Annotated in this window: 25 protein-coding genes; 18 read left to right on the top strand and 7 right to left on the bottom strand. The window is 68.3% G+C overall.

The window, feature by feature from the left end; all coding sequences use genetic code 11:
- Positions 1 to 64: 64 nt before the first annotated feature.
- The 5 genes from AB0H83_RS30440 to AB0H83_RS30420 all read right to left on the bottom strand — a co-directional run bounded on the left by AB0H83_RS30440 (position 65) and on the right by AB0H83_RS30420 (position 5,264).
- Positions 65 to 1,561, bottom strand: coding sequence for an aldehyde dehydrogenase family protein (locus AB0H83_RS30440; protein ID WP_360100696.1), 1,497 nt, complete (start codon positions 1,559 to 1,561; stop codon positions 65 to 67).
- Complete coding sequence (locus AB0H83_RS30435; protein WP_360100693.1) at positions 1,555 to 2,445, bottom strand: ATP-binding cassette domain-containing protein; 891 nt, start codon at positions 2,443 to 2,445, stop codon at positions 1,555 to 1,557. The genes AB0H83_RS30440 and AB0H83_RS30435 overlap by 7 nt, the downstream gene beginning before the upstream one ends.
- A 65-nt stretch (positions 2,446 to 2,510) precedes the next feature.
- Positions 2,511 to 3,329: an ABC transporter ATP-binding protein gene (locus AB0H83_RS30430; protein ID WP_360100690.1), complete on the bottom strand. Its 819-nt coding sequence runs from the start codon at positions 3,327 to 3,329 to the stop codon at positions 2,511 to 2,513.
- A gap of 7 nt (positions 3,330 to 3,336) precedes the next feature.
- Positions 3,337 to 4,305 carry an ABC transporter permease gene (locus tag AB0H83_RS30425; RefSeq protein WP_360100687.1) on the bottom strand — a complete coding sequence of 323 codons (969 nt, stop codon included), beginning with the start codon at positions 4,303 to 4,305 and terminating at the stop codon, positions 3,337 to 3,339.
- Positions 4,302 to 5,264: an ABC transporter permease gene (locus tag AB0H83_RS30420; RefSeq protein ID WP_360100684.1), complete on the bottom strand. Its 963-nt coding sequence runs from the start codon at positions 5,262 to 5,264 to the stop codon at positions 4,302 to 4,304. Before AB0H83_RS30420 ends, AB0H83_RS30425 begins: the two co-directional genes overlap by 4 nt.
- Before the next feature lie 599 nt (positions 5,265 to 5,863).
- On the opposite strand from AB0H83_RS30420, the gene AB0H83_RS30415 reads away from it, so the two are divergent.
- The 4 genes from AB0H83_RS30415 to AB0H83_RS30400 all read left to right on the top strand — a co-directional run bounded on the left by AB0H83_RS30415 (position 5,864) and on the right by AB0H83_RS30400 (position 9,442).
- Entirely contained in the window at positions 5,864 to 7,750 is a 1,887-nt protein-coding gene (locus AB0H83_RS30415) for an NAD(P)/FAD-dependent oxidoreductase (RefSeq protein WP_360100681.1), read from the top strand.
- 80 nt (positions 7,751 to 7,830) lie between these two features.
- Entirely contained in the window at positions 7,831 to 8,493 is a 663-nt protein-coding gene (locus AB0H83_RS30410) for an arylmalonate decarboxylase (protein WP_360100678.1), read from the top strand.
- Between the two features lie 11 nt (positions 8,494 to 8,504).
- Positions 8,505 to 8,816, top strand: a complete 312-nt coding sequence (locus AB0H83_RS30405) for a Dabb family protein (RefSeq protein WP_360100676.1) — start codon at positions 8,505 to 8,507, stop codon at positions 8,814 to 8,816.
- Entirely contained in the window at positions 8,813 to 9,442 is a 630-nt protein-coding gene (locus tag AB0H83_RS30400) for an isochorismatase family protein (RefSeq protein ID WP_360100673.1), read from the top strand. The genes AB0H83_RS30405 and AB0H83_RS30400 overlap by 4 nt, the downstream gene beginning before the upstream one ends.
- 39 nt (positions 9,443 to 9,481) lie before the next feature.
- On the opposite strand, the gene AB0H83_RS30395 is transcribed toward AB0H83_RS30400, so the two are convergent.
- A complete protein-coding gene (locus AB0H83_RS30395) occupies positions 9,482 to 10,228 on the bottom strand; it encodes an IclR family transcriptional regulator C-terminal domain-containing protein (protein WP_360100670.1) in 747 nt (248 codons plus the stop codon).
- Positions 10,229 to 10,315: 87 nt separating this feature from the next.
- Between AB0H83_RS30395 and AB0H83_RS30390 the strand changes: the two genes are divergently transcribed.
- The 14 genes from AB0H83_RS30390 (at position 10,316) to AB0H83_RS30325 (ending at position 25,910) form a co-directional block, all read left to right on the top strand.
- Positions 10,316 to 11,227: an isocitrate lyase/phosphoenolpyruvate mutase family protein gene (locus AB0H83_RS30390; protein WP_360100667.1), complete on the top strand. Its 912-nt coding sequence runs from the start codon at positions 10,316 to 10,318 to the stop codon at positions 11,225 to 11,227.
- Positions 11,228 to 11,374: 147 nt separating this feature from the next.
- Positions 11,375 to 12,118 (top strand): GntR family transcriptional regulator, encoded by a 744-nt coding sequence (locus AB0H83_RS30385; RefSeq protein ID WP_360100664.1) that lies wholly within the window; start codon positions 11,375 to 11,377, stop codon positions 12,116 to 12,118.
- Positions 12,119 to 12,146: 28 nt separating this feature from the next.
- On the top strand, positions 12,147 to 13,022 hold the full coding sequence (locus AB0H83_RS30380; RefSeq protein WP_360100661.1) for an isocitrate lyase/phosphoenolpyruvate mutase family protein: 876 nt from the start codon (positions 12,147 to 12,149) through the stop codon (positions 13,020 to 13,022).
- Positions 13,019 to 14,434, top strand: a complete 1,416-nt coding sequence (locus tag AB0H83_RS30375; RefSeq protein ID WP_360100658.1) for an amidohydrolase family protein — start codon at positions 13,019 to 13,021, stop codon at positions 14,432 to 14,434. The genes AB0H83_RS30380 and AB0H83_RS30375 overlap by 4 nt, the downstream gene beginning before the upstream one ends.
- A complete protein-coding gene (locus AB0H83_RS30370) occupies positions 14,431 to 15,135 on the top strand; it encodes an isochorismatase family protein (protein ID WP_360100655.1) in 705 nt (234 codons plus the stop codon). Before AB0H83_RS30375 ends, AB0H83_RS30370 begins: the two co-directional genes overlap by 4 nt.
- Positions 15,136 to 15,260: 125 nt before the next feature.
- Entirely contained in the window at positions 15,261 to 16,319 is a 1,059-nt protein-coding gene (locus AB0H83_RS30365) for a class I SAM-dependent methyltransferase (RefSeq protein WP_360100652.1), read from the top strand.
- Between the two features lie 14 nt (positions 16,320 to 16,333).
- Positions 16,334 to 16,726 carry a hypothetical protein gene (locus tag AB0H83_RS30360; RefSeq protein WP_360100649.1) on the top strand — a complete coding sequence of 131 codons (393 nt, stop codon included), beginning with the start codon at positions 16,334 to 16,336 and terminating at the stop codon, positions 16,724 to 16,726.
- Between the two features lie 116 nt (positions 16,727 to 16,842).
- On the top strand, positions 16,843 to 17,637 hold the full coding sequence (locus AB0H83_RS30355) for an SDR family oxidoreductase (RefSeq protein ID WP_360100646.1): 795 nt from the start codon (positions 16,843 to 16,845) through the stop codon (positions 17,635 to 17,637).
- Between the two features lie 28 nt (positions 17,638 to 17,665).
- The gene (locus tag AB0H83_RS30350) at positions 17,666 to 18,376 is read left to right on the top strand and encodes an SDR family oxidoreductase (RefSeq protein ID WP_360100643.1); all 711 of its coding nucleotides are present in this window, start codon (positions 17,666 to 17,668) and stop codon (positions 18,374 to 18,376) included.
- Positions 18,377 to 18,612: 236 nt separating this feature from the next.
- On the top strand, positions 18,613 to 20,175 hold the full coding sequence (locus tag AB0H83_RS30345; protein WP_360100640.1) for an ABC transporter substrate-binding protein: 1,563 nt from the start codon (positions 18,613 to 18,615) through the stop codon (positions 20,173 to 20,175).
- Between the two features lie 209 nt (positions 20,176 to 20,384).
- The gene (locus AB0H83_RS30340; protein ID WP_360100637.1) at positions 20,385 to 21,809 is read left to right on the top strand and encodes an FAD-dependent oxidoreductase; all 1,425 of its coding nucleotides are present in this window, start codon (positions 20,385 to 20,387) and stop codon (positions 21,807 to 21,809) included.
- A gap of 82 nt (positions 21,810 to 21,891) precedes the next feature.
- Positions 21,892 to 23,586 (top strand): carbon-nitrogen hydrolase family protein, encoded by a 1,695-nt coding sequence (locus AB0H83_RS30335; RefSeq protein WP_360100634.1) that lies wholly within the window; start codon positions 21,892 to 21,894, stop codon positions 23,584 to 23,586.
- A gap of 121 nt (positions 23,587 to 23,707) precedes the next feature.
- Positions 23,708 to 24,289 carry a hypothetical protein gene (locus AB0H83_RS30330; RefSeq protein WP_360100631.1) on the top strand — a complete coding sequence of 194 codons (582 nt, stop codon included), beginning with the start codon at positions 23,708 to 23,710 and terminating at the stop codon, positions 24,287 to 24,289.
- Positions 24,290 to 24,410: 121 nt separating this feature from the next.
- Positions 24,411 to 25,910, top strand: coding sequence for an FAD-binding protein (locus AB0H83_RS30325; RefSeq protein WP_360100903.1), 1,500 nt, complete (start codon positions 24,411 to 24,413; stop codon positions 25,908 to 25,910).
- A gap of 99 nt (positions 25,911 to 26,009) precedes the next feature.
- Here the strand turns inward: AB0H83_RS30325 and lepB are convergent, their stop codons facing one another.
- Positions 26,010 to 26,573, bottom strand: a complete 564-nt coding sequence (lepB, locus tag AB0H83_RS30320; protein ID WP_360100628.1) for a signal peptidase I — start codon at positions 26,571 to 26,573, stop codon at positions 26,010 to 26,012.
- Positions 26,574 to 26,943: the final 370 nt, after the last annotated feature.

Below are 26,943 nucleotides of genomic sequence, written 5' to 3'. Positions count from 1 at the left end.
CTGCTCACGCTCGGGATCAGGGCTGCTCGGACGGTATTCTCGGCAGGCACAGGGTGCGTGCGGCTCAGTCGTCGCCCGGCTCAGGATAGCCCCCAACCGCTTCGTCGTTCAGCGAGGGCGCGTAGAGCGAGTGGGTCTGGACGTACTCCAGCACGCCGTCGGGGCCGTACTCCCTCCCGAAGCCGCTGCCCTTGACGCCTCCGAACGGCGCCTGCAGCGTCATACCGAAGCGGTTGTGGGAGTTGATGAACGTGTAGCCGGTCTGCAGCCGCCTGCCGACCTCGAACGCGTGGTCGACGTCCGCGCTCCACACCGACGACCCCAGCCCGAGCGGATCGTCGTTCGCCCGGCGTACGGCTTCATCCTCGTCATCGAACGCCATGACCGGTACGACGGGTCCGAACTGCTCCTCGGTGACCACTCGATCACCGTCACCGACGCCCGTCAGCAACGTCGGCAGCATGAAGTAGCCCTGCTCGACGACCGTTGCCGAACGCACGGTCCCCAGAACGTGGGCGTGGGCGCCATCCGCCACGGCGGCGTCGCTCAGCGCACGAGTCCGATCCACCTGGGCGCGGCTGACCAGCGGTCCGAGGGTGACCCCCTCCTCGGCCGGATCCCCCACCACCAGTGCGTCCCGGGCGATACGCAGGTAGGAGTCGACGAACTCCTCCATCCGCGAGGAATGCACATACAGACGTTTGGCGGCCATGCACACCTGGCCGCCGGACAGGAACGAGCCGAGAACCGCGCGCGTCATGTTCGGAGCCGACAGGTCGGCATCGGAGAGGAAGATCGCCGCATCGTTGCCCCCGAGTTCCATCACCGACGGGATCAGGTTCCTCGCGGCCGTGGCCATGATCTTGCGGCCCACGGTGGAGCCGCCAGTGAACGCCACCTTGCGGGTAAGGGGATGGCTGACGAGCGCGTCTCCGACGGGGCCGTCACCATTGATGACGCTCAGGACGCCCGCGGGGAGGTGATCTCCCATGCTCTGCAGCGCCTTCGTGATCGTCAAGGGCGCCAGGGGTGACGGCTTCAGCACCACCGTGTTGCCTGTCAGCAACGCCGGTATCACTTTGAGGAAGGCCAGGATCACCGGAGCGTTCCACGGGGTGATCGCCGCGACCACCCCGAACGGCTCGTGCTCGACCTCCAGCCGGCCCTGGCGGTCGGTGGTGGTCCTTGGTTTGAGCACATCGACGACGGTGCGAGCGCAGTACTGGGCATAGGTGTGCGCGAATCGCAACTCCCCCACTGCGCCCGCACGAACCTTGCCCAGTTCGAGAACGAGCAGCTCGGCGAGGGCTGACTCCTGCTGTGCCACGGTTTCACACGCCCGGAGCACCTGCTCCACGCGTGAGCTCAGCGGCACCTGGCGCCAGCGCTCAAACGCGTGGTCTGCGGCCACGATCGCCTCGCCGACCGCATCGACCGACGCGACACTGACCCGTCCGACGATCCGCGCAGGGTACGCCGGGTTCTCCCGCTCCAGCCATTCGCCCGAGTCGTGCGGCTGCCCGCCGATCGATGAGTAGATGGTCTGCGGCGGTGCTACCACGTCGGTTCTCCCGTCCGTTCGCCGCGCGCCGACATCGCAACGTCGATGGCAGCCCCCGCCTCTTCCCGGCGCTCCTCTGTCGCGAAGACCTGGGCCGGGGAACCAACGGCTCGGGTCGACTCGGGCAGACGCGGGACGGAGTCGATCAGCTTCTGCGTGTAGGGGTGCTGCGGGTTGGCGAGGATGTCCGAGCAGGTGCCCGTCTCCACGATCTCGCCTTTGCGCATGACCACGATCCGGTCCGCGATCTGCGCGACCGTTCGCAGGTCGTGGCTGATGAACATCAGCGAGAGTCCGAGCTTCGCCTTCAGGCTCTTGAGCAGCTCGACGAGCTTGGCGCTGGTGATGACATCCAGTCCCGTCGTCGGTTCGTCAGCGACCACGAAGTCCGGTCCCGTCGCGAGTGCGCGAGCGATCACCACCCGCTGCAACTGGCCTCCGGAGAGCTCGTGCGGGAAGCGGTCCAGGAGCGCCGGCGACAGATGCACCATCTCCAGGAGTTCCTCGCATCGCTCCCGCCTCGCCCCGTCGGGGTAGAGGCCGTAGGCCTTCAGCGGCGAGGCGAGGACACGTTCGATGGTGTGCCGGCGGTTCACCGCGCCGAAAGGGTTCTGAAAGATGTAGTTCATGCGCCGGCGCAGCGCCCGCAGGTCCGTCTCGCTGAGCGCCAGCACGTCCTGACCGTCGAAGAAGACCTTGCCGGCAGTGCATGGGGTGAGCCGCAGCAGGATACGTCCCAGCGTCGACTTGCCTGAGCCGCTCTCGCCGATGACTGCGAGGGTTTCCCCCGCCCCCACCGCGAGACTCACCCCTTTGAGGGCCGCTGCGCCTGCGGAACGGCGGGAGAACAGTCCGCGGCTGCTCGATCCGTAGTACTTGGTCACGTCCTGGGCCGTGACCAAGGGCTGTACCGCACCGGACTGCCGGTCGGTCCGCGTAGCCTCGGTGCTCATACCAACCTGCCTGCCGGCTCGGGCAGCTTGGGAATGCTGCTGATCAGGGCCTTCGTGTAATCGTGCTGCGGGTCGCCCAGCACGTCGGCGACGGCGCCCCTTTCGACCACCGCACCCAGGTTGAGGATCACGGCCTGGTCACAGAGTTCGTTGACCACCCCGAGATCGTGCGTGACCAGCAGCAGCGTGAGATCCAGCTCCCGGCGGATCTCCTGGAGCAACTTCAGGATCTCGGCCTCGATGGTGACGTCCAGGCTGGTGGTGGGCTCGTCGGCGACCAGCAGTTGCGGGCGCCCGGCGAGGGTCGCGGTCGCGATGAGCACCCGCTGCAGCTCGCCACCACTGAGCTGGAACGGATAGCGGTCGGCGATCACGGCACCGTCGAGCCCCACACGTCCCAGCATCCGCACGACCTCCCCCCGCCGATCGGCGCGCGGCAGATCGGGCCGCACGTACCGCAACACCCGAGCGACCTGCGGGCCGATCCGCCGGTTCAAGTTGAATGAGCGGCCAGGGTCCTGGTAGACGAATCCGATGCTCGAGCCGCGGAGTTTGGCGAATCCGGTGTCGTTCAGGCCGACCAGTTCCTGGCCGAAGAAGGAGATCGATCCCGATTCGATCCGGGCGTTCTTGGGCAGCAGCCCGATCACCGATCGAAGCACAGTGGACTTGCCCGACCCGCTCTCGCCGACCAGCGCGACAGCGGCGCCGCGCGGCACGGTCATCGAGAAGTCGGAGACCGTCGGGTGCTCCTGTCCGTCGTAACGAATGGATAACCGGTCGATCTCCAGGGCCGGGGATTCGCTGTCAAGCATCTCTTGCTCAGGCCTCCTTCTTCGCAATTGCGCTGACGCGGCGCTGCTGAGCTCGCGGATCCAGCGCGTGGCGCAGTGCTTCGCCGAGGCCGGTCAGCACGACCGAAACCACGAGGACGATCAGCGTCGGAAAGGCAGGGATCCACCACGCGCCGAGGACGATGGAGTCCAAGCCGTCGCGAATCATGTTCCCCCAGCTCGGACTGGGCTTTTGGATACCGAGTCCGAGGTAGGAGATCGCGGCCTCGGCCGAGATCGCGATGACGATCGAGAACGACGTCTGCACGACCAGCGCGGGCAGCACGTTCGGGAAGAGCTCGGTACGCAGGATGCGCACGGGCCGCAGCCCACAGGCCCGCGCGGCCACCACGTAGTCCTTGCTGTTCTCATCCATCGCCGTGGCTCGGGTCAGCCGGCCGAAGATCGGCACCTGGATGAGCGCGAGGACGCCGGCCAGGATCGTCTTCTCCCCGAACTGCACGGGTCCCAGGCCGACCGTCTGACCGAAGGTCACACCCGCGGTGACGGCGGCCAGCACCACGAACGGGAAGGCGAGGATCGCGTCCATGAAGCGGACGAGCAGCACGCTGACGAACCGGCCTTCAGTGACCGCGGCCAGGAGCCCCATGGTGGTCCCGATCAAGGCCCCCAGCGCGACCGACAGCAATGCGATCACCAGCGAGATACGACTGCCCAGCAGCAGCCGGCTCAGCACGTCGCGGCCGTCGGCATCGGTGCCCAGCAGATGCGCTCCGGATGGAGCCTCCAGCGGCATCGCGACTCCGGCGTTCGGGTTGTACCGGGCGAAGAACGGCCCGACGAAGCAGACCACCACCAGCACGCCGAGCATGAGGCCCCACCGGCGCACCGGCCGGGGAAGGCGCGAGACCGAGCTCCACCTGGTCCACCGACCCGGGCGACCGCTGGCCGGCGCGGCCTGCGCCACCGTCGGCTCGATGCTGCGTTCGGTCTTCACGAACTCACCCCCAACTCGAAGCGGACACGCGGCGCAAGGACGAGATAGAGGAGGTCGACGGCCAGGTTGACCAGCAGCACCGCGGCGACGATGACGAGCGTGGTGCCGATGGTGACCGGATAGTCACGGGCGTTGAAGCTGTCGACCAGGAGGGCCCCCAGTCCGGGGATGCCGAACGCGTTCTCCAGCACGACGCTTCCCGACAGGGCCACGCCGAGGAAGATCCCGAACACTGTCGTGGCCGCGATGAGGGAGTTGCGCAGCACGTCAGTCCACAGCAGCCGCCGGTGCGGGACGCCAAGCGCGGTGCCGACGTACACGAAGTCGTCGTTCATGGTCTCGATGATGCTGGCGCGCAGCACCCGGGAGATGATCGCGACGCCGCTGCTCATCAGCGCCAGCGCCGGCAGAATGGTGTGGGTGAACGCCCGAGCCGGGTCATCGGCGAAGGAGACGTAGCCGTAGTGCGGCAGGATGCCGGGGAGCGCCCACCCGAACATCAGCACGCACATGATGCCCACCACGAAGTTCGGGATCGCCGGGCCGAGCACCGTAATGACGCTGCCGACCAAGCGGACCGTGCGGGAGCGTCCGACGCCGGTCCAGATCCCCAGCGGGATGCAGAGCACCAAGGTCAGGATGGTCGTGAGGGCCACGAGTTGCAGGGTCGGCCCGACATGGGCGCCGATCACCTCCGTCACCGGGGTCCCGTCGTTGTAGGAGACCCCGAGGTTTCCGGTGAACGCGCCGCTGAACCATTCCCACAGTTGGGTCAGGATGGGCCGATTCAGTCCGAGCTGCTCGCGGACCAGTTCCACCTGGTCCGGGGTGGCGGCCACCCCGGCCTGGGCCAGCGCAGGATCGCCGGGTGCGAGCCGGAGCATGACGAACGAACCCAGGACGACGAGGGCAAAGGTCCCGATCGTCTGAACCAGTTTCGACGTGATGTAGGTCAGCACGGGGCAAACCTCTCGTGAGGCGAACGGAGCACGGGACCCGGGAGGGCTGACGTTGCGTGCCCCCACCCCGTCGTACGTCGCGATCTCCGTCGGATCGCGGCGACTCGACAGAGCGGGCCCCCGGTAAGCGCGCGGGTATGTGTGGCGGTGCGCGACGGGACCGGATTAGTCACCGATCGGCACATCGAATGCGACGGCGGTACTGAGTGGCGCAGCCGGCCGAATCCCGGGACCGGCGGACCAAAGCTTCACTGAAACCGATACTCCTCAATCGGGGGCGGGTGCTGATAACGCACCTGGTGGTCGCGGCACCCTGCCGATCACCCGAACGCTAGGGCTGCCGACTGCCGATTGTCAACAGTTTCCTCTTACCCGCGGCCCTCTCGTCATCACGCACCCTGGCTGGGCCGATACCGGTCGCGGTGCGGGCGCATCCCCTGATGGACGGCGCTCGATAGCCGCCGCCGGGGCCGAGGCACCCCGCATCGCGCACGCACATCGACGCTCCATGCGAGCCCATGTGCCGGAGCCAGCGAGGCAGGGAGCGCGGGGGTTGACGCGGGGCCCCACTGCGGAGAAGATCCACCCAGATATTCACCATGTCAAAGTGCTGTTCCTACTATGTAAAAATCTGGTGGAGGACCCGACGTATGACAACGCAACATTCGGGAATAGTCGTCGTCGGCATGGGGCCCGTTGGCATGACGGCAGCGCTGAGCCTGGCCCGCCGCGGCCACGAGGTGACGGTTCTCGAAGCAGGTGAGGACCTCGCCACCGAGTCCCGCGCATCCACCTTCCACCCCTCGAGCCTGGAGCTCCTCGACGAACTCGGTGTTGCGGAGGAGCTCATGGCGGTCGGGCTCGCCGCGCCCGGGTTCCAGTACCGCGGCTCGGACGGCGAGGTGATCGCGAATCTCGACATGAAGGCGCTTGCGGACGACACGAAGTTCCCGTTCCGCGTCCAGTGCGAACAGAGCAAGCTCACTCGCATCATCCGCCGCCATCTGGAGGCCGATCCGAAGGTGACGCTGAGGTTCGGCGCCCCGGTGGAGCGGGTCGAGGTAGGCACCGCCGGCGCTCTGGTCTACCTACCCGGCGACGGGCTCGAACCCTCCTACGACGCGGATTGGCTGATCGCCGCCGACGGGGCGAACTCGGCGGTGCGTCGATCCCTGGGCATCGCGTTCGAGGGAGTCACCTACCCCGAGCGTTTCCTCGTCGCCTCGACGACCCACGACTTCCGCACCGACTTCGACGGGCTCGCCGACATCAACTACGTCTACGACCCGGAGCACTGGGGTGTCCTGCTCCGTACGCCGGACCACTGGCGCGTGCTGTTCCCGGTCCTCGACCACGAGACGGACGAGCAGGCGCTGCACCCGCAGCGGGTCGAGCAGCGACTGCAGGGCATCGTGACGCTGGACCAGCCCTACCCGGTGCTGCACAGCTCGCTCTACCGCGTGCACCAACGCCTGGCCCGGGTGTTCGCCGTCGGGCGCGTCCTCCTCGCCGGCGACGCGGCCCACATCAACAACCCACTCGGCGGCATGGGCATGAACAGTGGCCTGCACGACGCCGAAGCCGCCGTCTCCGCCATCGACCATGCGATCGCGGGAGGCGACCCCGACCGGGCCGCCTCGACGTACGCCAAGGTCCGCCGGGATGCCGCGGCGTTGGACGTGCAGCGCAACGCCCAGAAGAACTACGAGGAGATGCGCGAGCAGGACGCCGAGGCCCGCCGGGGAACCCGCGAGGAGATGGCCAAGATCGCGGCGGACCCCGTGCGGCTCCGCGGCCACCTGCGACGCTCGACGATGCTGGACTCCCGACAGGTCTCCCGACGCCGGATGCGCCGGGGCCTGACCTCGACCGCGGTCTCCTCGTCGGTGCCCGCCGGGATGCGGCTGTCCGACTCCCTGCGCGGCCCGCTCCTGGGTCCTGACCAGGTCCGGTATGTCGGCGCCGGCGACGCACCCGGCGACCTCGCCGCACTGCACGCCCTGACCTCGGGCACGCCGACGCCGGTGATCGTCGAGCTCGACGCGCACGCGGAACCCGGCGACGAGGTCGGACGGCTCGAACTGTGCGACGTCGCCGGGCTGGTCGTGCCGCATGCGACAGCGCGCACCGCGCCGGCCGTCGCGGCTGCGGTGGCGGCGCGTCGTGACCTGCTTGTCATCGTCGCAATCGAGGCAGCAGCAGAGCCCGAGATGATCGCCGGCGGCAGAGCTCTCGCCGCGGCCGGTGCGGATCTCCTGCTGCTGCCGGCGTCCGACCTGGGCCAGATCGAGCGCCTGCGCCGCGCCGTGCCGCAGGTGCCGTTCGCCCTGCTCGATGACGCGGACCTGCCCCCGGCGGAGCACCTCCGCCTCGCCGGAGTGGAGCTGGTGCTCGCCGCGCCGCGGAAGGCGTACCAGGGACCCGACGAATCACCGACCACCAACCGCAAAGCAATGACGGCAGCAGGACCAGGAGGCCACCAATGACGGGCGTTCTCGCGACACGAGCGCAGTTCGGGCTGATTCTGCCCTCCACCAACACCTCGGTCGAGGCCGAGTTCGCCCGGATGCTGGTCGACGGCGTCTCGTGGCACTCGGCCCGGATCTACATCCCCAATCCAGAGCTCGACGACGACGAGTCCTTCGTCGCATTCCTTGAAGGGCTGCGTACCGAGATCGGTCGCGCCGTCCGGGATGTGGTCACCGCCAACGTGGACTACCTGGTGATGGGCATGAGCGCGGAGACGTTCTGGGGCGGCAAGGACGGAGCGGCACAGTTCGCCACGGAAATGGCCGGACTTTCCGGGGGTCTTGGCGTCACCACGGGGGCGGTAGCGGTGGACGAGGCGCTCAAGAAGTACGGTGCGCGACGGATCGGCGTCATCACCCCCTATCAACCCGTCGGCGACGGGCAGGTCCGCGACTTCCTGCAGCAGACCGGGTATGACGTGGTCGCCATGCACGGGCTGAAGTGTTCGTCGGCGACGTCGATCGCCGACGTCACCGCCGATGAGCTGCGCGCGGCCTTCGAGCAGGTGAACGGTCCCGATGTCGACGCCCTGCTCCAGGTCGGCACCAACCTGGCCTGCGCGAAGGTGGCCGCGGAGGTGGAACGAGAGCTCCACAAGCCCGTGATCGCCATCAACACCGCCACCGTCTGGCATGCCTACCGCATCAACGGCATCACCGACCGTATCGACGGGTTCGGCTCGCTGCTGTCCGAGTTCTGAAGGAGGAAGCGATGTTCACGCACGTCATCATGCTGCACCTCGACGCGGCAGCGGGCCCGGAGACCGTCCGCGCCGTGGTCGAAGGGCTCCACGGCCTCGCCGGCCAGATCCCCGGCCTCGCCTCGGTGAGGACAGGGCAGGACCTCGGGCTGGCGGCGGGCAACGCCGACCTGGTCGCCCTGCTCGAGTTCGAATCCGAGGCGTCGTGGCGGGCCTACGGAGCGCATCCCGCGCACCGTTCACTGGTGTCGGAGGTCATCGCCCCGGTGCTCGTGGGCAAGGCCGCCATCCAGGTGTCGGCCCTCAACGAGGCACCCGGATGACGGTCGACGCGGAGGAGGACTACGCACGGGCCGGGCTGGCCGGCAGCTTGGCGCCGGGGTCCTCCCCCGCGCTCATCATCGTCGATCCGGCACGCGTCTACACCGAGCCGTCCTGCCCGCTGTACGCCGGCGCCGAGGCAGCCTGCGAGGTGATGCGAGCGCTGCTGCACGAGGCACGCGCCGCCGGTGTGCCGACGCTGATCACCCGGGTGGAGCATGATCCGTCGGGACGCACCGGTGGGCTGTTCGCCCGGAAGGTGCCGGCGACCCGGTGGTTCGGCGCCGACAGCCCGTACGCCGGTTACATCGACGGCTTGGCGCCGGCGGGCGGCGACATCGAGATCGTCAAGCAGTACCCGAGCGCGTTCGCCGGCACCTCGCTGGGAGCGACACTCACGGCACTGAGGGTCGACACGCTCCTCATCACCGGGCTGACCACGAGCGGGTGCATCCGCGCCACGGCCACCGATGCGATGCAGTCGGGCTTCGTGCCGATCGTCGTGCGCGACGCGGTGGCCGACCGCCTGGAGGGTCCGCACGAGGCCAACCTCTTCGACATCCAGGCCAAGATCGGAGAGGTGGTCTCCGCCGACAGGGCCGGGCAGCTCCTGCGGCGCCGGCGATGAACTCGCTGCAGGCAGGGTCGAACGGTCCCAGGAACGACCTCAGCCTGGGGTGCCGCGCTGGAGCAGGGCGGAGACTTCGCCCGCGCCCGCCAGCACGAGCTCACGGATCGAACGCCGTCGGGCTTCGTCGGTGCGGAACAGCGGAGCTGCCACGCCCAGCGCGCCGTGGACCGTGCCGTCGGCCAGCACCGGCGCGGCCACCCCCCAGATCCCCTCGTCAATCTCCTCGAAGCTCTCCGCGTAGCCGTCGGCGAGCACCCGGTCGAGCTCGCCCGCTTCGAGCGAGGACCGTGCCCGCTCTTCGGCGGACAGCTGGGCCAGGAAGCTGAGCCGGTCCTCGGCCGGCATCGCTGCCAACAGCACCCTGGACAGCGCTCCGGTGTGGAGATCCATCGCCCGGCCCGGCTCGAACTGGAGGCGAACCGGACGGCGCGACTCGACCCGGTCGACGGTGTAGACCCGCCAGCCGCTGCGCCGGGCCACGAGGACCGTTTCATCCACCGTGTCCCGGATCCGAGTGATCACGGGCATCGCGACGGCACCGATCGGCGTACGACCCGCAGTGGCCGCGCCGGCGAGCGCTGCCGCGAGGTCGGTCAGCCGGTACTGGTTGTTCTCCGCCTTGTCGACCAGTCCCACCTCGCGCAGCAGCGCCACGTAGCGGTAGATCATCGAGGTCCCCATGCCGAGCTCGGCCGACAGCTCCGTGACGGTCCACAGCGGGCGGCGCTCGGAGAAGCTCAGCAGCACACTCAGCAGCCGCCGCCCACTCTCCGCTCCTGCCACACGGGCTCCGGCGGCACCTCCTTCGACCGGTCGTGCCATGACCAGAACGCTAGACCATCGCCCGCTCAGATTGCAGGAGGGAAGAGGATGTTCTACTCCGATATCGGCGCCACCGACAAGCGCCTGGCGCTTCGCCGTGCTCTCGGCGACGGTGACCTGCACGTCCTGCCCGGGGCCTTCAATGCCGCCTCGGCGCGGCTGATCGCGAAGGCCGGCGCGGCCGGCGTCTACGTCTCGGGCTACATGCTCGCCGCGGACCTCGGCCTGCCGGACCTCGGCCTGACCACGGCCACCGAAGTGGCCGAGCGGGGTCGGCAGATCGCCCGCATGGTGGATGTCCCGACCATCATCGACGCCGACACCGGCTTCGGTGAGCCGATGAACGTCGCCCGCACGGTGCAGGCCCTGGAGGAAGCCGGCCTCGCGGGGTGTCACATCGAAGACCAGGAGAACCCCAAGCGCTGCGGCCACTCCGAGGGCGTGCGGGTGGTCGAACAGGACGTCGCGGTACGACGCGTTCGAGCCGCGGTCGCGGCCAGGCGCGATCCCGCGTTCGTGCTGATCGCCCGCACCGACGCGCGCGCCACCGGCACCCTCGAGGACTCGATCCGGCGAGCCAAGGCGTTCGTGGCCGAAGGCGCCGACGTCATCTTCCCTGAGGCGCTGCACGGTCCCGAGGAGTACGCGGTGTTCCGGGACGCCCTGGACGTACCCCTCATGATCAACCTGAACGAGTTCGGCCGGGGCGCGCCGTTGACGCAGTCGGAGGCCCGCAGGCTGGGTTACAACCTGGCCGTCTATCCCGTGACGCTGATGCGGATGGCCATGGGTGCGGCGATGCGGGGGCTTGCCGAACTCCTCGGCGGGGACTCCCAGCAGGCCCTGCTGTCCCAGATGCAGACCAAAGACGAACTGCGCGACCTCTTGGACGAAGCGTCGTACCTGGCCTTCGACGACCGGGTGTACCAGGGACGTCCAGGGCCCGGCGAGGCCCGGTGACCCGGCACGGCGCCGGCCCCGCCACAGGGGGGCTCGGGGCGGTTGTCCAGCACGAATGCCCGTACCGGCGGCCGGAACCCGGGGCTCGCTCGACCGTGCCGCCGCGCTGCCGCGGCGGGGCCTACGCCCGACCTACAACCTCGTCAAATGCTAACTGTTGACAGTTGCCAGTGGGCTAGGTACAAATTGGGTGCGATGACGAATTCACCCGAGAGTCGATTGCTGACTCGAGATGAGACCCTCGGACACCAGGCCGAGTCAGTCCTCCGCGCCATGATCCTCACTGGTGAGATCCCGGTGGGAGCTCGGATCAACGAGGTCACGCTCTCCGCCGAGCTCGGCGTCAGTCGCGGGCCGCTGCGCGAAGCGGTTCAGCGGCTGCGTGGCGAGGGACTGGTCACCGTGATCAGCCACCGCGGCGCCTTTGTCCGCACGTTCGAGGTCGACGAGATCATCGACCTCTACGAGCTGCGTGCCGCGTTGGAGCTCCACGCCATCCGGCTCCTGTGTCGCCGAGCCTCCGCGAAGGACCTCAGCGACCTCGACGAGATGCTGCTGCAGACGGAGACGGCCATGCGGGCCGACGGCGACCGGGTCTACCCCCCGGACATGGACTTCCACATGCGCCTCGTCTCGCTGGCGGGCAACCAGGCACTGGTCGCCCGCGCGCTGGAAACCCATCACCAGCTCTCCTTGGCGAGGTCGATGTCGGCCAGAAGCCCGGTGCGTGCCCAAACGGCGATCGCCGAGCACCACGCGATCGTCGAATCACTGAAGAGGCAGGACGTTCACGCTGCCACGGACGTCATGGAGAGCCACCTCGATCACGCGAGGGAGAGCGCGCTGGCAGCCCTGGGCCTGAAGGCCCGCGATCCTGAGCTTTCTGCATAGGAGAACCATGAGGACCCTCAATCCAGGTGTGCTGCGTGCCCTGCTGGATCCCGCCACCGGTCCGCTGCTGCTGGCGGGGGCCCCCAACGCCTTGGCTGCCCGCGTCGTCGAGGAGCAGGGGTTCCAGGCCGTCTACGTCACGGGCGCCGGCATCTCGAACACCTTCCTGGCCGTGCCTGACGTCGGGCTGCTCACCGTCTCCGAGCTCACGGCCCATGTGGAAGCCATCGCCGAGTCGGTCAGCATCCCCATCGTCGTCGACGCGGACACCGGATTCGGCAATCCGATCAACGTACGGCGCACGGTGCGACAGCTGGAGCGCGCCGGAGCCTCGGCTATCCAGATCGAGGACCAGATCACCCCGAAGCGGTGCGGGCACTTCGAAGGCAAGGAGGTCATCAGCGCCGACGAGATGACCGCCAAGATCAAGGCGGCCGTCGACGCCCGCGTGAACGACGACCTGGTCATCATCGCGAGGACCGACGCCCGCGCCGTGCGTGGCCTCTCCGAAGCATGCGAGCGGGCCGCGCAGTACCGCGAGGCGGGAGCGGACGTGCTGTTCGTCGAGGCGCCCCGATCGCTGGAGGAGATGCGTTACATCACCTCACAGGTCCCGGGTCTCCACCTGGCGAACATGGTGGAAGGCGGGCTGACGCCCATCCTGAGCCGCGACCAGCTGCGTGACCTCAACTATGCCGCCGTGCTCTATGCGAACTCAGCGATGCGGGCCTCCGTCCAGGCGATGCGCGCCGTGCTCGCCCATCTGAACGAGTACGGCGACACCAAGGGCGTGGAGGATCTGATGATCGGCTGGAACGACCGGCAGGCCCTGGTGGGCAAGGACGTGTACGACGAGTTGGACCGGCGCTACTCCGTCGGCGAGCACACCTCAGGGCAGCGATGAGCGCCCACATCGACCTGCGCCTCAGCGGCGGCCGTGTCTTCCTGCACGGATCCGGCCTCGTGGCGGCCGACCTGCTGATCAAGGACGGCGTGCTCACCGGGATCGTCGAGCCGGGGACCCCGGTCGATGCCACCGAGGACGTCGACGTCACCGGTCAGTACGTGCTTCCCGGAGCCATCGACCCACACGTACACCTCGGCAAAGACATCCGGGTGCCGAAGGACCCGGATGACGCCGACCTGGAGACCGCTTCCGCGGCCGCGGGTGGCGTGACCTCCATGCTCGTCTACCTGATGAGCGCCGACCCCTACGGCGAGGTCCTCGAGAAGGCCGACCGGGTCATGGCCGAGCACGCGCGGGTCGACTACGGCTACCACTTCGTGTTGGGCACCGATCAGCACCTGAAGGAGCTTCCGGCCTACGTCCACGACCTCGGCGTCTCCACCTTCAAGTTCTTCATGAACTTCCGCGGCGACGAAGGCGCCTACCTGGGCATGCCGGGCAACGACGACGGCTTCATGTATGACCTGCTCGGCTTGGCCGCGGACCACCAGGCGATGATCAACCCCCACCCGGAGAACATCGAGCTGGTGCGACGGCTGCAGGGCCGCACGTTCAAAGATCCCGACCAGCCCCTGAGGTCCTGGAATGCCGCCCGCCCGCCGGTCGTCGAAGCCGACGCCCAGCAGCGGGTCGCCTATCTCGCCGCCGCCACCGGCGCGTCGGTCTACGCCGTGCACACGTCCAGCGCCGCGGCCCTGGACGTGGTCCGGCGCCAGCGGGCTGGCTACCCGAACCTGTTCGTGGAGACCTGCACGCACTACTTGACCTTGAGTACCGAGTCGCCCTGCGGCACGTACGGGAAGGTCAATCCGCCGCTGCGTGATCCGGAAGATGTCGAGGCCCTGTGGCAGGGCATGGCGGACGGATCCGTCGACACCGTCGGCTCCGACCACAACGCACGGCACAGGAGTTTCAAGGAGAAGGACATCTGGACGGCCACCGCCGGCTTCCCGGGCACCGGTGTCCTGCTGCCGCTCACCCTGTCCGAAGGCATGCGACGCGGTGTGCCACTGTCCCGGCTGGTCGACGCGACCAGCACCCGGGCGGCGAAGCTGTTCGGCCTCTATCCCCGCAAGGGAACGATCCGGGTGGGATCCGACGCCGACCTGGTCGTGCTGGATCCCGAAGGCGGGTCGGTCATTGACGCCCAGACCCAGTACTCCGCCGCGGCGTACACGCCGTGGCAGGGCGAACAGATCGCGCCGCGGATCGTGCACACCCTGGTCCGAGGCACCTTCGCGCTCCGCGACGGACGGCTGACCGAGGCGCGCGCTGGGCGCTTCCTTCCGCGTCCGCGCAGCGGTGCCGCCGCACTTGCCGCCGCCTACGAACCCGAGGAGCAGTCATGACCACGGAGGAGCACACCACCACCGGCGTCATCGACGCGCAGACCCTCGCGCGCTACAAAGCAGCCGGCTTCGGCGGCTCGGGCAGCCGTGGGCGCCGCCCGGCCCTGTTGATCATCGACGTCCAGTACCGCACGACCGGAACGCGCCGGATGCCCTTCGACGAAGCGGTCAAGGAGTTCACCACCAGCTGTGGCGACGTCGCCTGGGACGCGGTCGGCAACATCGCGCGGCTCCTGGCGGAGTTCCGCGCCGCACAGTGGCCGGTGCTGTACCCCTACGTCGCACCGAAGCGGTCCTACGACGCCGGACAGCTCGGCGTGAAGGTGCCGGGCATCATGACCATCCCCGAGAAGGGCTACGAGTTCGTCGAGGACGTCGCTCCGGCACCGCAGGACGTGCTCATCCCCAAGCGGCAGCCCAGCGCCTTCTTCGGCACCTCGCTGGTCAGCTATCTGGTCGACCTCGGAGTCGACTCGGTGGTGGTCACCGGCTGCACGACCTCCGGATGCGTGCGGGCCAGCGTGGTCGACGCCTTCTCGTACAACTTCGCCGTCTCGGTGCCCAGCGACGCGGTGTACGACCGCTCACCCGTCGTCCACGAGGTGAACCTCTTCGACATGAGTCAGAAGTACGCCGAGGTCGCGACCACGGACGACGTCCTGGCGTCGCTTCGCCGATTGAGAAGTGACGACGCCGCCTGAACCGCGTCCCCTGACAGTCCCCTGACGCCGCCGGGCGCGGCCGGACGAACAACGCTCCACGGCGAGCACGACAGACCAACCAGCATACGAGAGGAACAGACGTGGACCGCGGAAAAATCGGGACGATGGACGCCGCCAGTTCCTTCGACGACGAGGCGTACCTGGACTTCGTCGAGGGCATGCGTGTCTTCGCATTGACCAGGCTCGCGCCGGTCATGCGGAAGCGGGCAGCGGCCACCCTCGCCAGCGACAGCTCGACCGACCCATACGTGGACAACCTGCCCGCAGTGCAGAACGTCCTCGACTCGATGCCGATCGTCGGCGTTCGCAATCACCTCTACCGCAACGTCCAGGAGATGGCGTGGCGGCGGGCGGTGCTCACCCGCGAGCGGGACGGAGCGCGGCTGCGCCAAGAGCTGGCCGAGGCCGACACCCGGGGATCGAGCACGCTCACCCTGAACCCCGACCTCAAGATGCCGCACTACTACGACTCGATGGACGTACACATCCAGCCCGGCAGTTACCACCGCTACGACCTGGCCGGATTCGTGTACCACTATGGAAGCAACGTCTTCCACCTGGGCGAGAACTACGGCGACGACCTGCAGAGCCAGATCGCGAAGACCATCCCGGCACCCGGCGACGGCATCGTCAAACGGGTCCTCGACATCGGTTGCACGCTGGGCCGCACGACCGTCTCCCTCCGCGAGCGGTTCCAGGACGCGGAGGTGCACGGCATCGACCTGTCGGCCGCGGCCCTTCGCTACGCGCACCGCCGCGCATCGTCACTGGGCAGTGAGGTCCACTTCTCCCAGCAGGCCGCCGAGTCGATGAACTACCCGGACAACCACTTCGACCTGATCCTGTCCTACATCCTGTTCCACGAGGTGCCGGTGGAGGTGGGTCGCCAGGTGATCGATGAGGCACACCGGGTGCTGCGCCCGGGCGGGCTCTTCGTCATCGTCGACTTCCCCTCCGGCAACCCGCCGGCCACGACGCCCGAGGGACTGGTGGGTGAGTACGAGCGCGCGTTCGACGCCAGACTGAACGGCGAGCCCTACTCGTTCGGCATGGTGCGCTCCGACCTCAATGAGTACCTGACCCGCACCTTCAGCAAGACGACCATTGACGACAAGCCCTTCGAGGCGCTCCGCGGCGCCCGGCTGCGGGTCGGCGAGAAGTGAGCAAGGAGAGAGCCATGACCGACGTGAAGCAGTTCGACGAGACACTGATCCCGTCCCCGTTCCTTGCGGAGTACCGAGGATCGTTCCTCGCCAACGAGGGGCGCACCCTCGACGCGGTCCTGCGCATCACCTTGGAGCTTGCGGCGGAGCTGTGGGCGGCCAAGGAGAGGTCACGCATGCTCGAGCAGCAGCTGATCAAGGCCGGGGTGATCGCCGAGGACGCGATCGAGCTCAGCCACGTGACTCCCTGCACCGGGGCCGCCCGGCGACGCCGCACCGAGTACGTCGACACCATCTTCCGGCACCTGCTGCTGCAGGACGTCGATGACCCGCTCTCCGTCGTGTCGCCCGAGGACATCCGCACGCCCATGCACGGCCACTTCGCGGAGAAGGTGAGTCGCGACTGATCGCGCGGAGCGCGGCGCTCCCAGGGCGCCGCGCTCCCGGTCGGGGCGTCGCGAGCTTCGCCGTGCGAAGGGGTGCGTGCCTCGCACCAGGTGCGACCACCGAAGAGAGAGCTGCGATGAACGACCTTGAGGGTAAACACCTGTTCGTCACCGCGGCGGGATCGGGCATCGGCGCGGCCGTCGCCCGGGCCGGGCTGCGCGCCGGGGCCAGGATCACTGCCGTGGATGTCAGCCGTACGGGCATCGACCGCCTGCACGACGAGTACGGCGGGCGCGTGGTCACCGTCCAGGGTGACATGAGTGCGGAGCCCGACGTGGCAGCGGCCGCCGTCGCGGCGGAAGCGGCCTTCGGGCCGATCGACCAGCTGCACCACGCGGTCGGGGGCGGTCGGGGCATGGCCCCCATCGTCGACATGCGGGTCGAGGACTGGGACTTCACGCTCGCCCTCACCCTGCGTTCGTGTTTTCTGGTCACCAAGCATGTGGCGCCAAGGGTGCGCGACGGCGGGGCGATCGTCCATGTCGCCTCTGTCAATGCCCGGTTGCCCCACTACGCCGCGAGCTCGTACGCGAGCGCGAAAGCCGCCGTGCTGATGTTCACGAAGAGCTCGGCGCTCGAGCTGGGGCCGCGACTGCGGGTCAACGCGGTCCTTCCGGGGATCGTGCGGACCGCGGCGACCAGGGACAAGACCGCGCCCGACTCCCCCAGTCTGCGAGCGTTCGAGCGGGCGTCCCCGCTCGGACGTATCGCCGAACCCGACGACATCGCCGGCCCGTGTCTGTTCTTAGGCAGCGGACAGGCACGCCACATCACCGGCACGGGTCTCGTCGTGGACGGTGGCTGCGAGATCGCGGGCTACCCCGATCCTCGCGACTACTCGAGCGAACGGCGGGGAGCGTCGAATGACTGAAGGTGTCCTGTCCGGTAGGACGATCGTCGTGACTGGCGCGGCCAGCGGACTCGGCCGGGCGATGAGCTATGCATTGGCTCGGGCCGGCGCGCGCCTGATCGCGGTCGACATCGACGCGACGGCATTGCGCGAGACCGAGCGGCACAGGCCGGCTGGCACCGAGCTGGTGATCGAGCAGACCGACCTGACCGACGAAGCGGCGGTCGAGGATCTTGCGGAACGGCTCAACGCACGTTTCGGCGAGATCCACGTGGTGTTCGCCAACGCGGGCATCGTCCTGGTCAAGCCCAGCATCGAGTTGACCAACGCTGACATGGCTCGGGTCTTCGACATCAACGTGCTGGGGACCTTCGCCACCGCACGCTCGTTCGGCCGACGCATGCTCGCCGGTCGCGGCGGCAAGTTGATCCTGACCACCTCCCAGGCGGGAAATCACGGCAGCGCGCGCTGGACGGCGTACTGCGCCAGCAAGGCCGCCGTCACCAGCATGACCGAGTCGCTCGCCGCTGAGTGGGGACCGACCGTCACCGTCAACGCCATCGCGCCGGGCGCCGTGCGGACCAGGATCAACCAGCACGTCCTCGACGATCCCGAGTACCTCGCCGCGCTGGCGGGTTCGACCGCCGTGGGGCGACTCGCCGTGCCGGAGGATCTCGGCCCTCTGGCCGTGTTCCTGGCCGGCCCCGGCAGCGACATGATGTCGGGGACCGTCGTCTCCATCGACGGAGGAAAGAAGTAGCCGGCGCTGTGCCGCAAGAGCGGGCACGCCGATGCCACACCGTTTGCCACGCGCCGCTTGAACGGCGTGGCCGGTATGGCCGCGCTCCGCTCACCGGTAGCGGGTCCAACTTCCGGGTCACCGACCAGGCTACCCGGACTACAGAGAACTGTTGACAATTGGCAGTTGGCAGTCCTAGCGTCAAGCTCACTTCGGGTGGATTCACGCAGGAGCCTTGAGATCAGGAGTGGTTTTCAGTGGAGCTTCGCAAGGTTCGTCCCCTCCGCGCCAAGGCCCGCGTGGCCTTGGCGCTGGGCGCCACCATGGCGCTCGCGCTGTCGGCATGTGGCGGCTCGACCCCCGGCGACGCCAAGACCGCGACCAAGGACCGCATCACGGTCGGTGTGCCGACCCTGCCGATCGGCCTGGATCCGATCACCTACAACGACAGCGCCACGCAGATGGTCTACAAGCTCGTCAACGAGTCGCTGTACCGCTACACCGGTCCGAACGAGATCAGCCCGCTGCTGGCCGATGGGATGCCGGAGATCAGCGCGGACAAGAAGACCTACACCATTCGCCTCAAGAAGGGCGTCACCTTCACCAACGGTGACGCATTCGACGCCGAGGACGTGGCCTTCACCTTCCAGACCATCCTGAACCCCACCAACGGCTCCTATCATCGGAGCTCCCTGACCGTGATCAAGGCTGTCTCGGCGGTCGACCCGCAGACGGTCAAGGTCGAGCTGAACCACCCGTACTCGCCGTTCATGTACCAGCTGACCCGGGTCTCCATGGTCACCTCGACCGTCGCCTACAAGGCCAACGACACCTACGCCACGACGCTCATCGGCACGGGACCGTACAAGATCGCGAAGCTCGTCCGCGGCCAGGAGATCGTGCTGGAGGCCAACGACACGTTCCGCGAGAAGGGGGTCCCGAACATCCCCCAGGTCGTGGTCAAGGCGTTCCCGGACGCGAACTCCCGGCTGACGGCACTCAAGACCGACCAGGTTCAGGTCCTTCCCCAGGTGAGCCCGGCCGCGGTCAGCACCGTGGAGAAGTTCGCCAACATCTACCGCTCAGACTCCGATCTCGTGGCCTCGCGCTTCTGGTTCTGGCCGAACCAGAAGGGCGGCATGATGACCGACCAGCGGGTCCGGAAGGCGATCACCATCGCCATCGACCGCGGACGGGTCGTCGAGACCTCCCTGCGCGGCTACGGCTACCCGATCTCCACGCTTCCCTCGGCGCGCGAAGGCGCGGTCTTCTTCAACCCGGACGCCCAGGCGTGGGGCAAGGAGCCGCAGATCGAGGAGGCGAAGAAGCTCGTCACCGAGGCCGGCGTCGCCGGCAAGAAGCTGCACATCGTGGTGCCGACGACCAACGCGACCGTTGCCGCGGTCGTCGACTCCGTGCAGCAGCAGCTCGAGGCGATCGGCTTCAAGATCGAACGCGAGGACCTGGCCCAGGCGGCCGCACTCGACCGGCTGTTCAACGGCAACTATGACCTGTACGCCAACGCGAACACCGCCTCCACCGGCGAATCGGGACTCGACGCGACCTTCGGTCTGTACCGGATCGGCGCCGCCATCAACCTCAACGGCGTCGCGGACAAGGAGCTGGACCAGCTGGCGACCGAGGCGGTGCAGACCAACGACCTGGACAACGTCCTCGAGCGCATGCGCAAGCGTCAGCTTGAATACATCCCGGACATGCCGATCGCGATCGGCCTCGACCTCACCGGACTCTCCAAGAACCTCGACGGGTTCAAGATCAACGCCTTCGGTGACTACTACGAGCTCGCCTACGTGAAGTGACCCGGTTGAGGCAGAGGCCGCGGCCTCTGCCTCAACCGGCCGGTCCTCGTGCGATCGCCGGCGGTCGGGGGAAGGTCGACGCTCGCCCCGGCGATCACACCGCTCCGCGTCGGGCTCGGCCGGCTGATCGCCCGCTTCCCTGCCTGCCCGGCCCCCAGCAGGCAGGGCTCCGACCCGGAACACCGAGAGAGCAGTTGGGAGAAGAAAGCGTGAAGAACGCCGTTGACCTGGTCGTGATCGGCGCCGGTACCGCAGGGGTGCCGTGCGCGCTCGAGGCGGCCAAGGCGGGCGCCACGGTGCTGCTGCTGGAACGATCAGACAAGATCGGCGGCACGCTCGAGGTGAGCGGTGCCGACCTGTCCGGCGCCGGGTCGCGGCGTCAGATCAGCAGAGGGGTGCTGGGAGACACACCGCAGGCCCACTTCGAGGACGTTGTCCGAATCACCGGGGACACCGCACGGCACGATCTGCTCTTCGCATCGGTCGAGCTGGCAGCCAGCACCATCGACTGGCTGGAGGACAACGGGCTCGAGTTCACCGAGCGCAGCCCCTTCATCATGATGGGGCACGAGACATACACCACCGCACGTACGTGTCACCCGTTGAACGGCGGGCTCAGCATCATCGAGGTCTTCCGGAACCTGGTCGACGACCAGGTCGCGGCCGGCGGGCTGACGGTCCGGCTCAACGCGACGGCGACGCGACTGCGGTTCGCCGACGACGCCGTGGTCGGGGTGGAGTACCACGAGAACGGCGAAGACAGGTTCGTGAGCGCCAGCCACGTGGTGCTGGCCTGCGGCGGTTACGTCGGCAACCACGAGATGTTCCGCAAACAGCACGGCCGGCCGTTGACCAGCGTGGGGATGCCCACCTCGATGGGCGACGCCCTGACCCTGACCGCGCCGATGGGGGTGCGGCCCGTGGGCGGCGAACACTACCTGCCCACCGTCGGAGGCCTGCTGGGATCGGACGACACGGCATGGTCCCGGTGGGCTGATCCCCGTCCGATCCTCAACTCCTCGGTGCGATCCCCCTGGGAGATCCACGTCAACCGGGAAGGTCGGCGGTTCTTCTCCGAGGATCACCCGAGTCTCACCGCACGCCAGAAGGCGGTGCACGCCCTGGAGGACCTGACGTTCTTCGTCGTCTTCGACGAGCGGGCGGTGCGGGAGGCGCCGCCGATCATCAGGGATTGGGGCGCCGAGGGGCTGCGCGCCGCAGCGAACCGTGCGCCGGGTGTCTTCGCGGCCCCCAGCCTGTCGGAGGTCGCGCGGCTGGCGGGGATCGACCCCAATGGCCTGGCCACGACGGTCAAGGAGTACAACGAAGCCGTCGCGCAGTCGCACGACCCGGCGTTCGCCAGGCGGTTCCTGCCCGCTCCCGTCGCGGAGCCGCCGTTCTACGCCCTCGAGATCCACGGCATCGCGCTGGACACGTTCGCCGGAGTCGAGGTGGACGGCCGCCTGCGTGTCATCTCAGGTTCGGGGAGCCCGATCCGAGGCCTGTACGCCGTGGGCGAGGCGATCGGTGCCGCCGCCATGACCGGAAGCGTCGTGTGCAGCGGCATGCTGGTGACCCCCTGCATCTCCCTCGGGCGCGAGGTCGGGCGCACCATCGCCGCGGCTGTCCGGTAGCGGTTGGTCCGTCGTCCCTCCGCGCACTCAGCCCCATTGAAGAAGGAGTAGTACCGAGATGCCTCGGGTAACGATTGCAGCGGTGCAGTTCACGAGCGGCAACAATACCGACGCGAACCTGGCCCGGATGCTGGAGCTGATCGACACCGCGGCCGCCGCGGGAGCCGACCTGGTGGTGTTCCAGGAGTTCTGCAACCACCCTGCGCTGTACACCTCGCCCGACCACGTCTGGCAGAGCGCCGTCAGCGAGGACGGACCATTCGTCGGCGCGCTCAAGGCCAAGGCCCGGGAACGCGGCGTCTACGTCTCGTTCAATGCCACGATCCGCGGCCCGTGGCCACGTGTCGTCGATCAGAACATCCTGCTCTCCTCGGCCGGCGAGGTGGCGCTGACCAGCCAGAAGCAGATCCTGATGGGCTCGGAGCGGGACTACTTCGAGCCCGGCGGCCTCGAAACTCAGGTCGTTGACACCGAGCTCGGCCGGATCGGCCTGATGTCGTGCATGGAGGGGTTGATCCCCGAGACTCCTCGAGTGCTCGCCGTGAAGGGCGCCGACATCATCTTGAACTCCCTGTCCTCCAACGGAATCGACGAGGCCCACACCCACATTCCGGTGCGGGCCGCGGAGAACGGGGTCTACATCGTCTCGGCCAATCGATCCGGGCCGCTGGTGGATCCCGGCGATCTCGATGCGCTCACCGCCAAGAACGGGATCGACAAGAGCAAATTGATCGGCGGCGGAGAGAGCCAGATTGTCGGTCCCGACGGCGTCAGCCTGGTCCGGGCCAAACCGTTTGAAGACGACATGGTGATCACCTCGATCGACGTGACGGCAGCACGGCCCGACGGCTTGCTCGCCGACCGGCGTCCCGAGTGCTACGGGGTGCTCACCGCCGACGACTCCGCACTGGCTCCATTGCTCAAGGGACGCGTGACGCAGGCCGGGGAGGTCGTCGTCGCGGCAGCCGGCATCGCATCCGGACTCAGCGGTGCGGACGCGCTCCAGGCCGCGCTCGAGTTCTGTGAGACAACCGACGCGGACCTGGTCGTGCTCCCCGAGTTGTTCGCCTGGGACCCCGCCGCCCTGCGGGAGTCCCGACCGGACGCGGCCATGGCCTTCGCGGAGCAGGTCGTCGGCGAGTTGAGCGCGCTCGCCCGCTCGCGCGGTTGCCATGTCGTCGCTGGACTTCCCGGCCACGGCGACACGGGCCGGCTCGGCAACTGCGCGGTGCTGATCGGTCCCGACCAGGAGCCCACCTGGTACCGCCAGGTCCACGTGCATCCCGATGACCGCGGATGGGCAGATCCGGGCGACGGCTTCGTCATCGTCGATCTTCCTTTCGGGCGGGTCGGGCTGCTGGTCGGCTATGACCTTGCCTTCCCGGAGAGTGCCCGCGTGCTGACCCTGATGGGCGCCGACCTGATCGCGTGCCCGACCTCGTGGCGGCATGCCTGGGAGAGCCGTCTGGTGGCGCCCGAACGCTCCGCCGAGAATCATGTGGCTGTCGTGGCGGCGGCTCGCGCCGACTCGGCCTGCGCCGAGCCGAGCACGATTCTGTCCGTTCCGGTCGACTACCGCTTTCCGGTGACCGGCGAGGTCAACATGCCGGAGCGTCGCGATGCGCCGGGTACGGGTGCCGGCGTCGTCGCGACGATCGATCTGCGTGCCTCCCGGGACAAGCTGCTCATGCGTCGTACCGATCTGCTCGCGGATCGACAGCCTGGGTTGTACGGCGCGCTGGTCGCCGCCGCACCTGCCGAGACCGGCACGAAGTAGCCGGATGTTTCGACTACTGACAGGTGCTCTGTCCATGCGCGGACCCGGTTCCGCGGCGGAGCCTCAGCCGTACGAATGGTTCACCGTCACGGTGAACCCCGACCGGACGAGGACCCTCCGTGTGATCACCAAGTCGCCGGACGCGTCACTCGTGCGGGACGTCAGCCAGACCGTTGACGAGACCTGGGCACCGGTCGAGGGGTACGTGCGGCTGATCCGCGACAACGTCCTGCTGGGCTCGCTGATCCGCCGGGTCGAGGGCACCCGGGTCCAGTCCTACTTCTTCGACGGCGGCGGCCGGGTGAGCCACGGCGAGCAGGAGCTCACGGAGCGAATGACCTTCGGCTTCCACGCTGTGGCCTCGAACCCGTGGAAGTTCGGGCAGCACGGAGGCGAGGCCGGCGTCACCCCACTGCCGATTCTGACCCACTCGCTGAGCTGGAACGGCGGCACCGTCGGACTCGGCGACGTCAGCCACACCACCTTGGAACACCTCGGCAGACAGACGGTGACCGTCCCCGCGGGCACGTTCGACTGTGACCACTTCCGATGGTCGACGCGCGTCGACGGCGTGATCGACGTGTGGAGCGCCACCGAGGACAAGATCTACGTCAGAGGGCACCAGCATGACCGGGACATCGTGTACGAACTCGACTCCCTGCATGAGGTCTTCCCCACCGGCAAGGCGGCCTCCCCGTGTTGAGGCTGCCCCGGGGTCTGCGTAGGGAACCAGCATCCAGCACACGCGCACCACAAACCGACATCAGCACCGGTCATGCAGACCAACATTCAGCAGGAGGCTTACGGTGGCAAGTTTGAGCAGTGTGACCGCTTGGGACGACGAAACCGACGTCCTGATCGCCGGCTACGGCTTGGCGGGCGCGGTGACGGCGATCGAGGCGCACGACGTCGATCCCGACGCCGACATCCTCATCCTGGAGAAGAACCCGGAGAGGTACGCCGGAGGCAGCAGCCGCGCTTCGGGCCAGACGCTGTGGTGCCCCCACGACGTCGAGGCGACCATCAAGTACCAGCGGGCGCTCAATGAACCGAACCCGGTGCCCGAGGACCTGCTCCGCGTCTGGGCCGAGGCCATGAGCACGCAGGAGCCCTGGATCGAGGCCAAGGCCCAAGAGGCCGGGATGACCTACGCGCGGCACAGTGCCCGGCCGGGCGCCGACCCCAAGCACGTCACCGTGGAGTTCGAGGAGCTTCCCGGTGCCCGGGAGGCTGTGAGCTACAACAGCACCATCCTGCCGAACCCGTCCGGTGTGTGGAACGCCTTCCGCATCAACGTCGAGAAGCGTCCGCGCATCCGCCTCGCGTTCGACACGCGCGCCGTGGACCTGGTGCAGGACCCCGACTCCGGCGAGGTCTTCGGGATCATCGTGGAGCGCGACGGGAAGCGGTTGGCGATCAAGGCCCGTCGCGCGGTCGTCATGACCACCGGCAGCTTCGAGGGCAACCTCCAGATGCAGCGCGACTACTGGGGCGCTGAGGAGATCTACGCGCTCGGGAACCCCGAGAACACCGGTGATGGCATCAAGATGCTGATGAAGGCCGGCGCCGACATGTGGCACATGCGGAACTTCACCCAGACCGGTGGCCTCCAGCCGGCCATCAAGGTTCCGGAGTTCAAGGCCGCGTTCTTCCGCCAGCAGTTCATGGAGGGCATGAGCTGGATCGACGTCGCCGCCGACGGCAAGCGCTACTACGACGAGGGCCCGATCTACGCGCTCACCCACTACCGGATGCGCCGGCACGGGAAGTGGATGGACGTGCCGACCCACCAGGTGCTGCCCGCGCACATGATCTTCGACGAGACGACCCGCCTCGCCCAGCCGCTGACGGCGATGTGGAAGAGCTGGAACATCGTCGTCGAGGGCTACGCGTGGAGCGAGGACAACAGCAAGGAGATCGCCGCCGGATGGATCAAGAAGGCTGATTCCATCAAGGAGCTCGCGGAGATCATCGGCAAGGACCCCGACGTGCTTCAGGACACCGTCGACCGCTACAACGAAGCGGCCCGCACCGGCAACGACACCGAGTTCGGCCGCGCGCCGGACCGGATGGCTCCCATCGTCGAGGCGCCGTTCTACGCCATCGCGCTGGTGCCGGGCGTCGTGGCGCACACCGGCGGAGCACGCCGGGATGTGCACTCCCAGGTCGTGGACACCAACGGTCGTCCGATCCCCCGCCTGTACGAGGCAGGCGAGATGGGCTCGCTCTTCGCCAACATCTACCAGAACGGCGGCTTCCTCAGCGAGTGCATCGCCTTCGGTCGCATCGCAGGTCGCAACGCGGTGGCCGAGACCCCGCAGTAGACAAAGCGGCGACGTCGGCGGCAGGGGGCCGGGCACAGCACCGGCCTCCTGCCCCCAGGTGTCCGTCCCGGCGCGCTGGAGGTGGCCGGTCCGGGCGTCTCAGTGCGCGTCGGGAACCGCGGCGAACGTCGCCGGGACGCCGAACGACCGCCAGCGGGACACGGGCCAGGACATGACGAACGCGCGGCCGACGACCCGGTCCACGGGCACCGTGCCGCCGGCGGCGTTCAGGTGCGCCCGGGAGTCGGCGGAGGCGCTGCGGTGGTCGCCCATCATGAACAGCCGCCCGGCCGGGACGGTCACGTCGAACGGCGACACGGACGGCACGTCACCCGGGTACAGGTAGTCCTCGTCCAGCGCGACCCCGTTGACGGTGACCCGGTGCCGGTCGTCGCAGCACTGCACCCGGTCGCCGCCGACGCCGATGACCCGCTTGATGAAGTCCTCGTCGCCGGCCGACCATGCGCCCGGCGGCCGGAACACTACGATCTCGCCGCGGGCCGGGTCGCGGAACCGGTACACCGCCTTGTTGACGATGACCTGGTCGTCGATGAGCAGCGTCTGCTCCATCGACCCCGACGGGATGTAGAACGTCTGCACCACGTACGTGCGCACGACGAGCGCCGCCACCGCCACCACGGCGAACAGAACCAGATTGGCCATCCAGCGCGGCCTGCCGCGCCCCGTGCTCCCCGTCACCGCCACGTGTCGCAGCGTACAACGTCGATGCGAGAAGATCATCCAGTGTGCTGCGCCGGAAATTCGCCCCGCGGGCACGAAGGCGTCCGGCCGCTCGCCGGTGGATCATCGCCCGGCGCCGGGACGGCGCGCCGCGGGTCGCCAGCCGCGACCGCCTCGCTTGTGATCTTGCATGGTTGATCGAAGTCGCGTCGTGGTCGCCCAGGCGACCGGAACGCGACTTCGATCAACCACGTCGGTCGACGCCGCCGTGCACAGCCTGGCCCGCGCCCACGCCGTCACCACCGCCTACCCGCAGGCGCCCGTCTACGTCGCCCTCGACGCCGGGCTGCAG

The organism is Dactylosporangium sp. NPDC050688 (assembly GCF_040654515.1).
Lineage (GTDB): Bacteria > Actinomycetota > Actinomycetes > Mycobacteriales > Micromonosporaceae > Dactylosporangium.
This window is presented reverse-complemented; position numbering and strand designations above follow the sequence as displayed.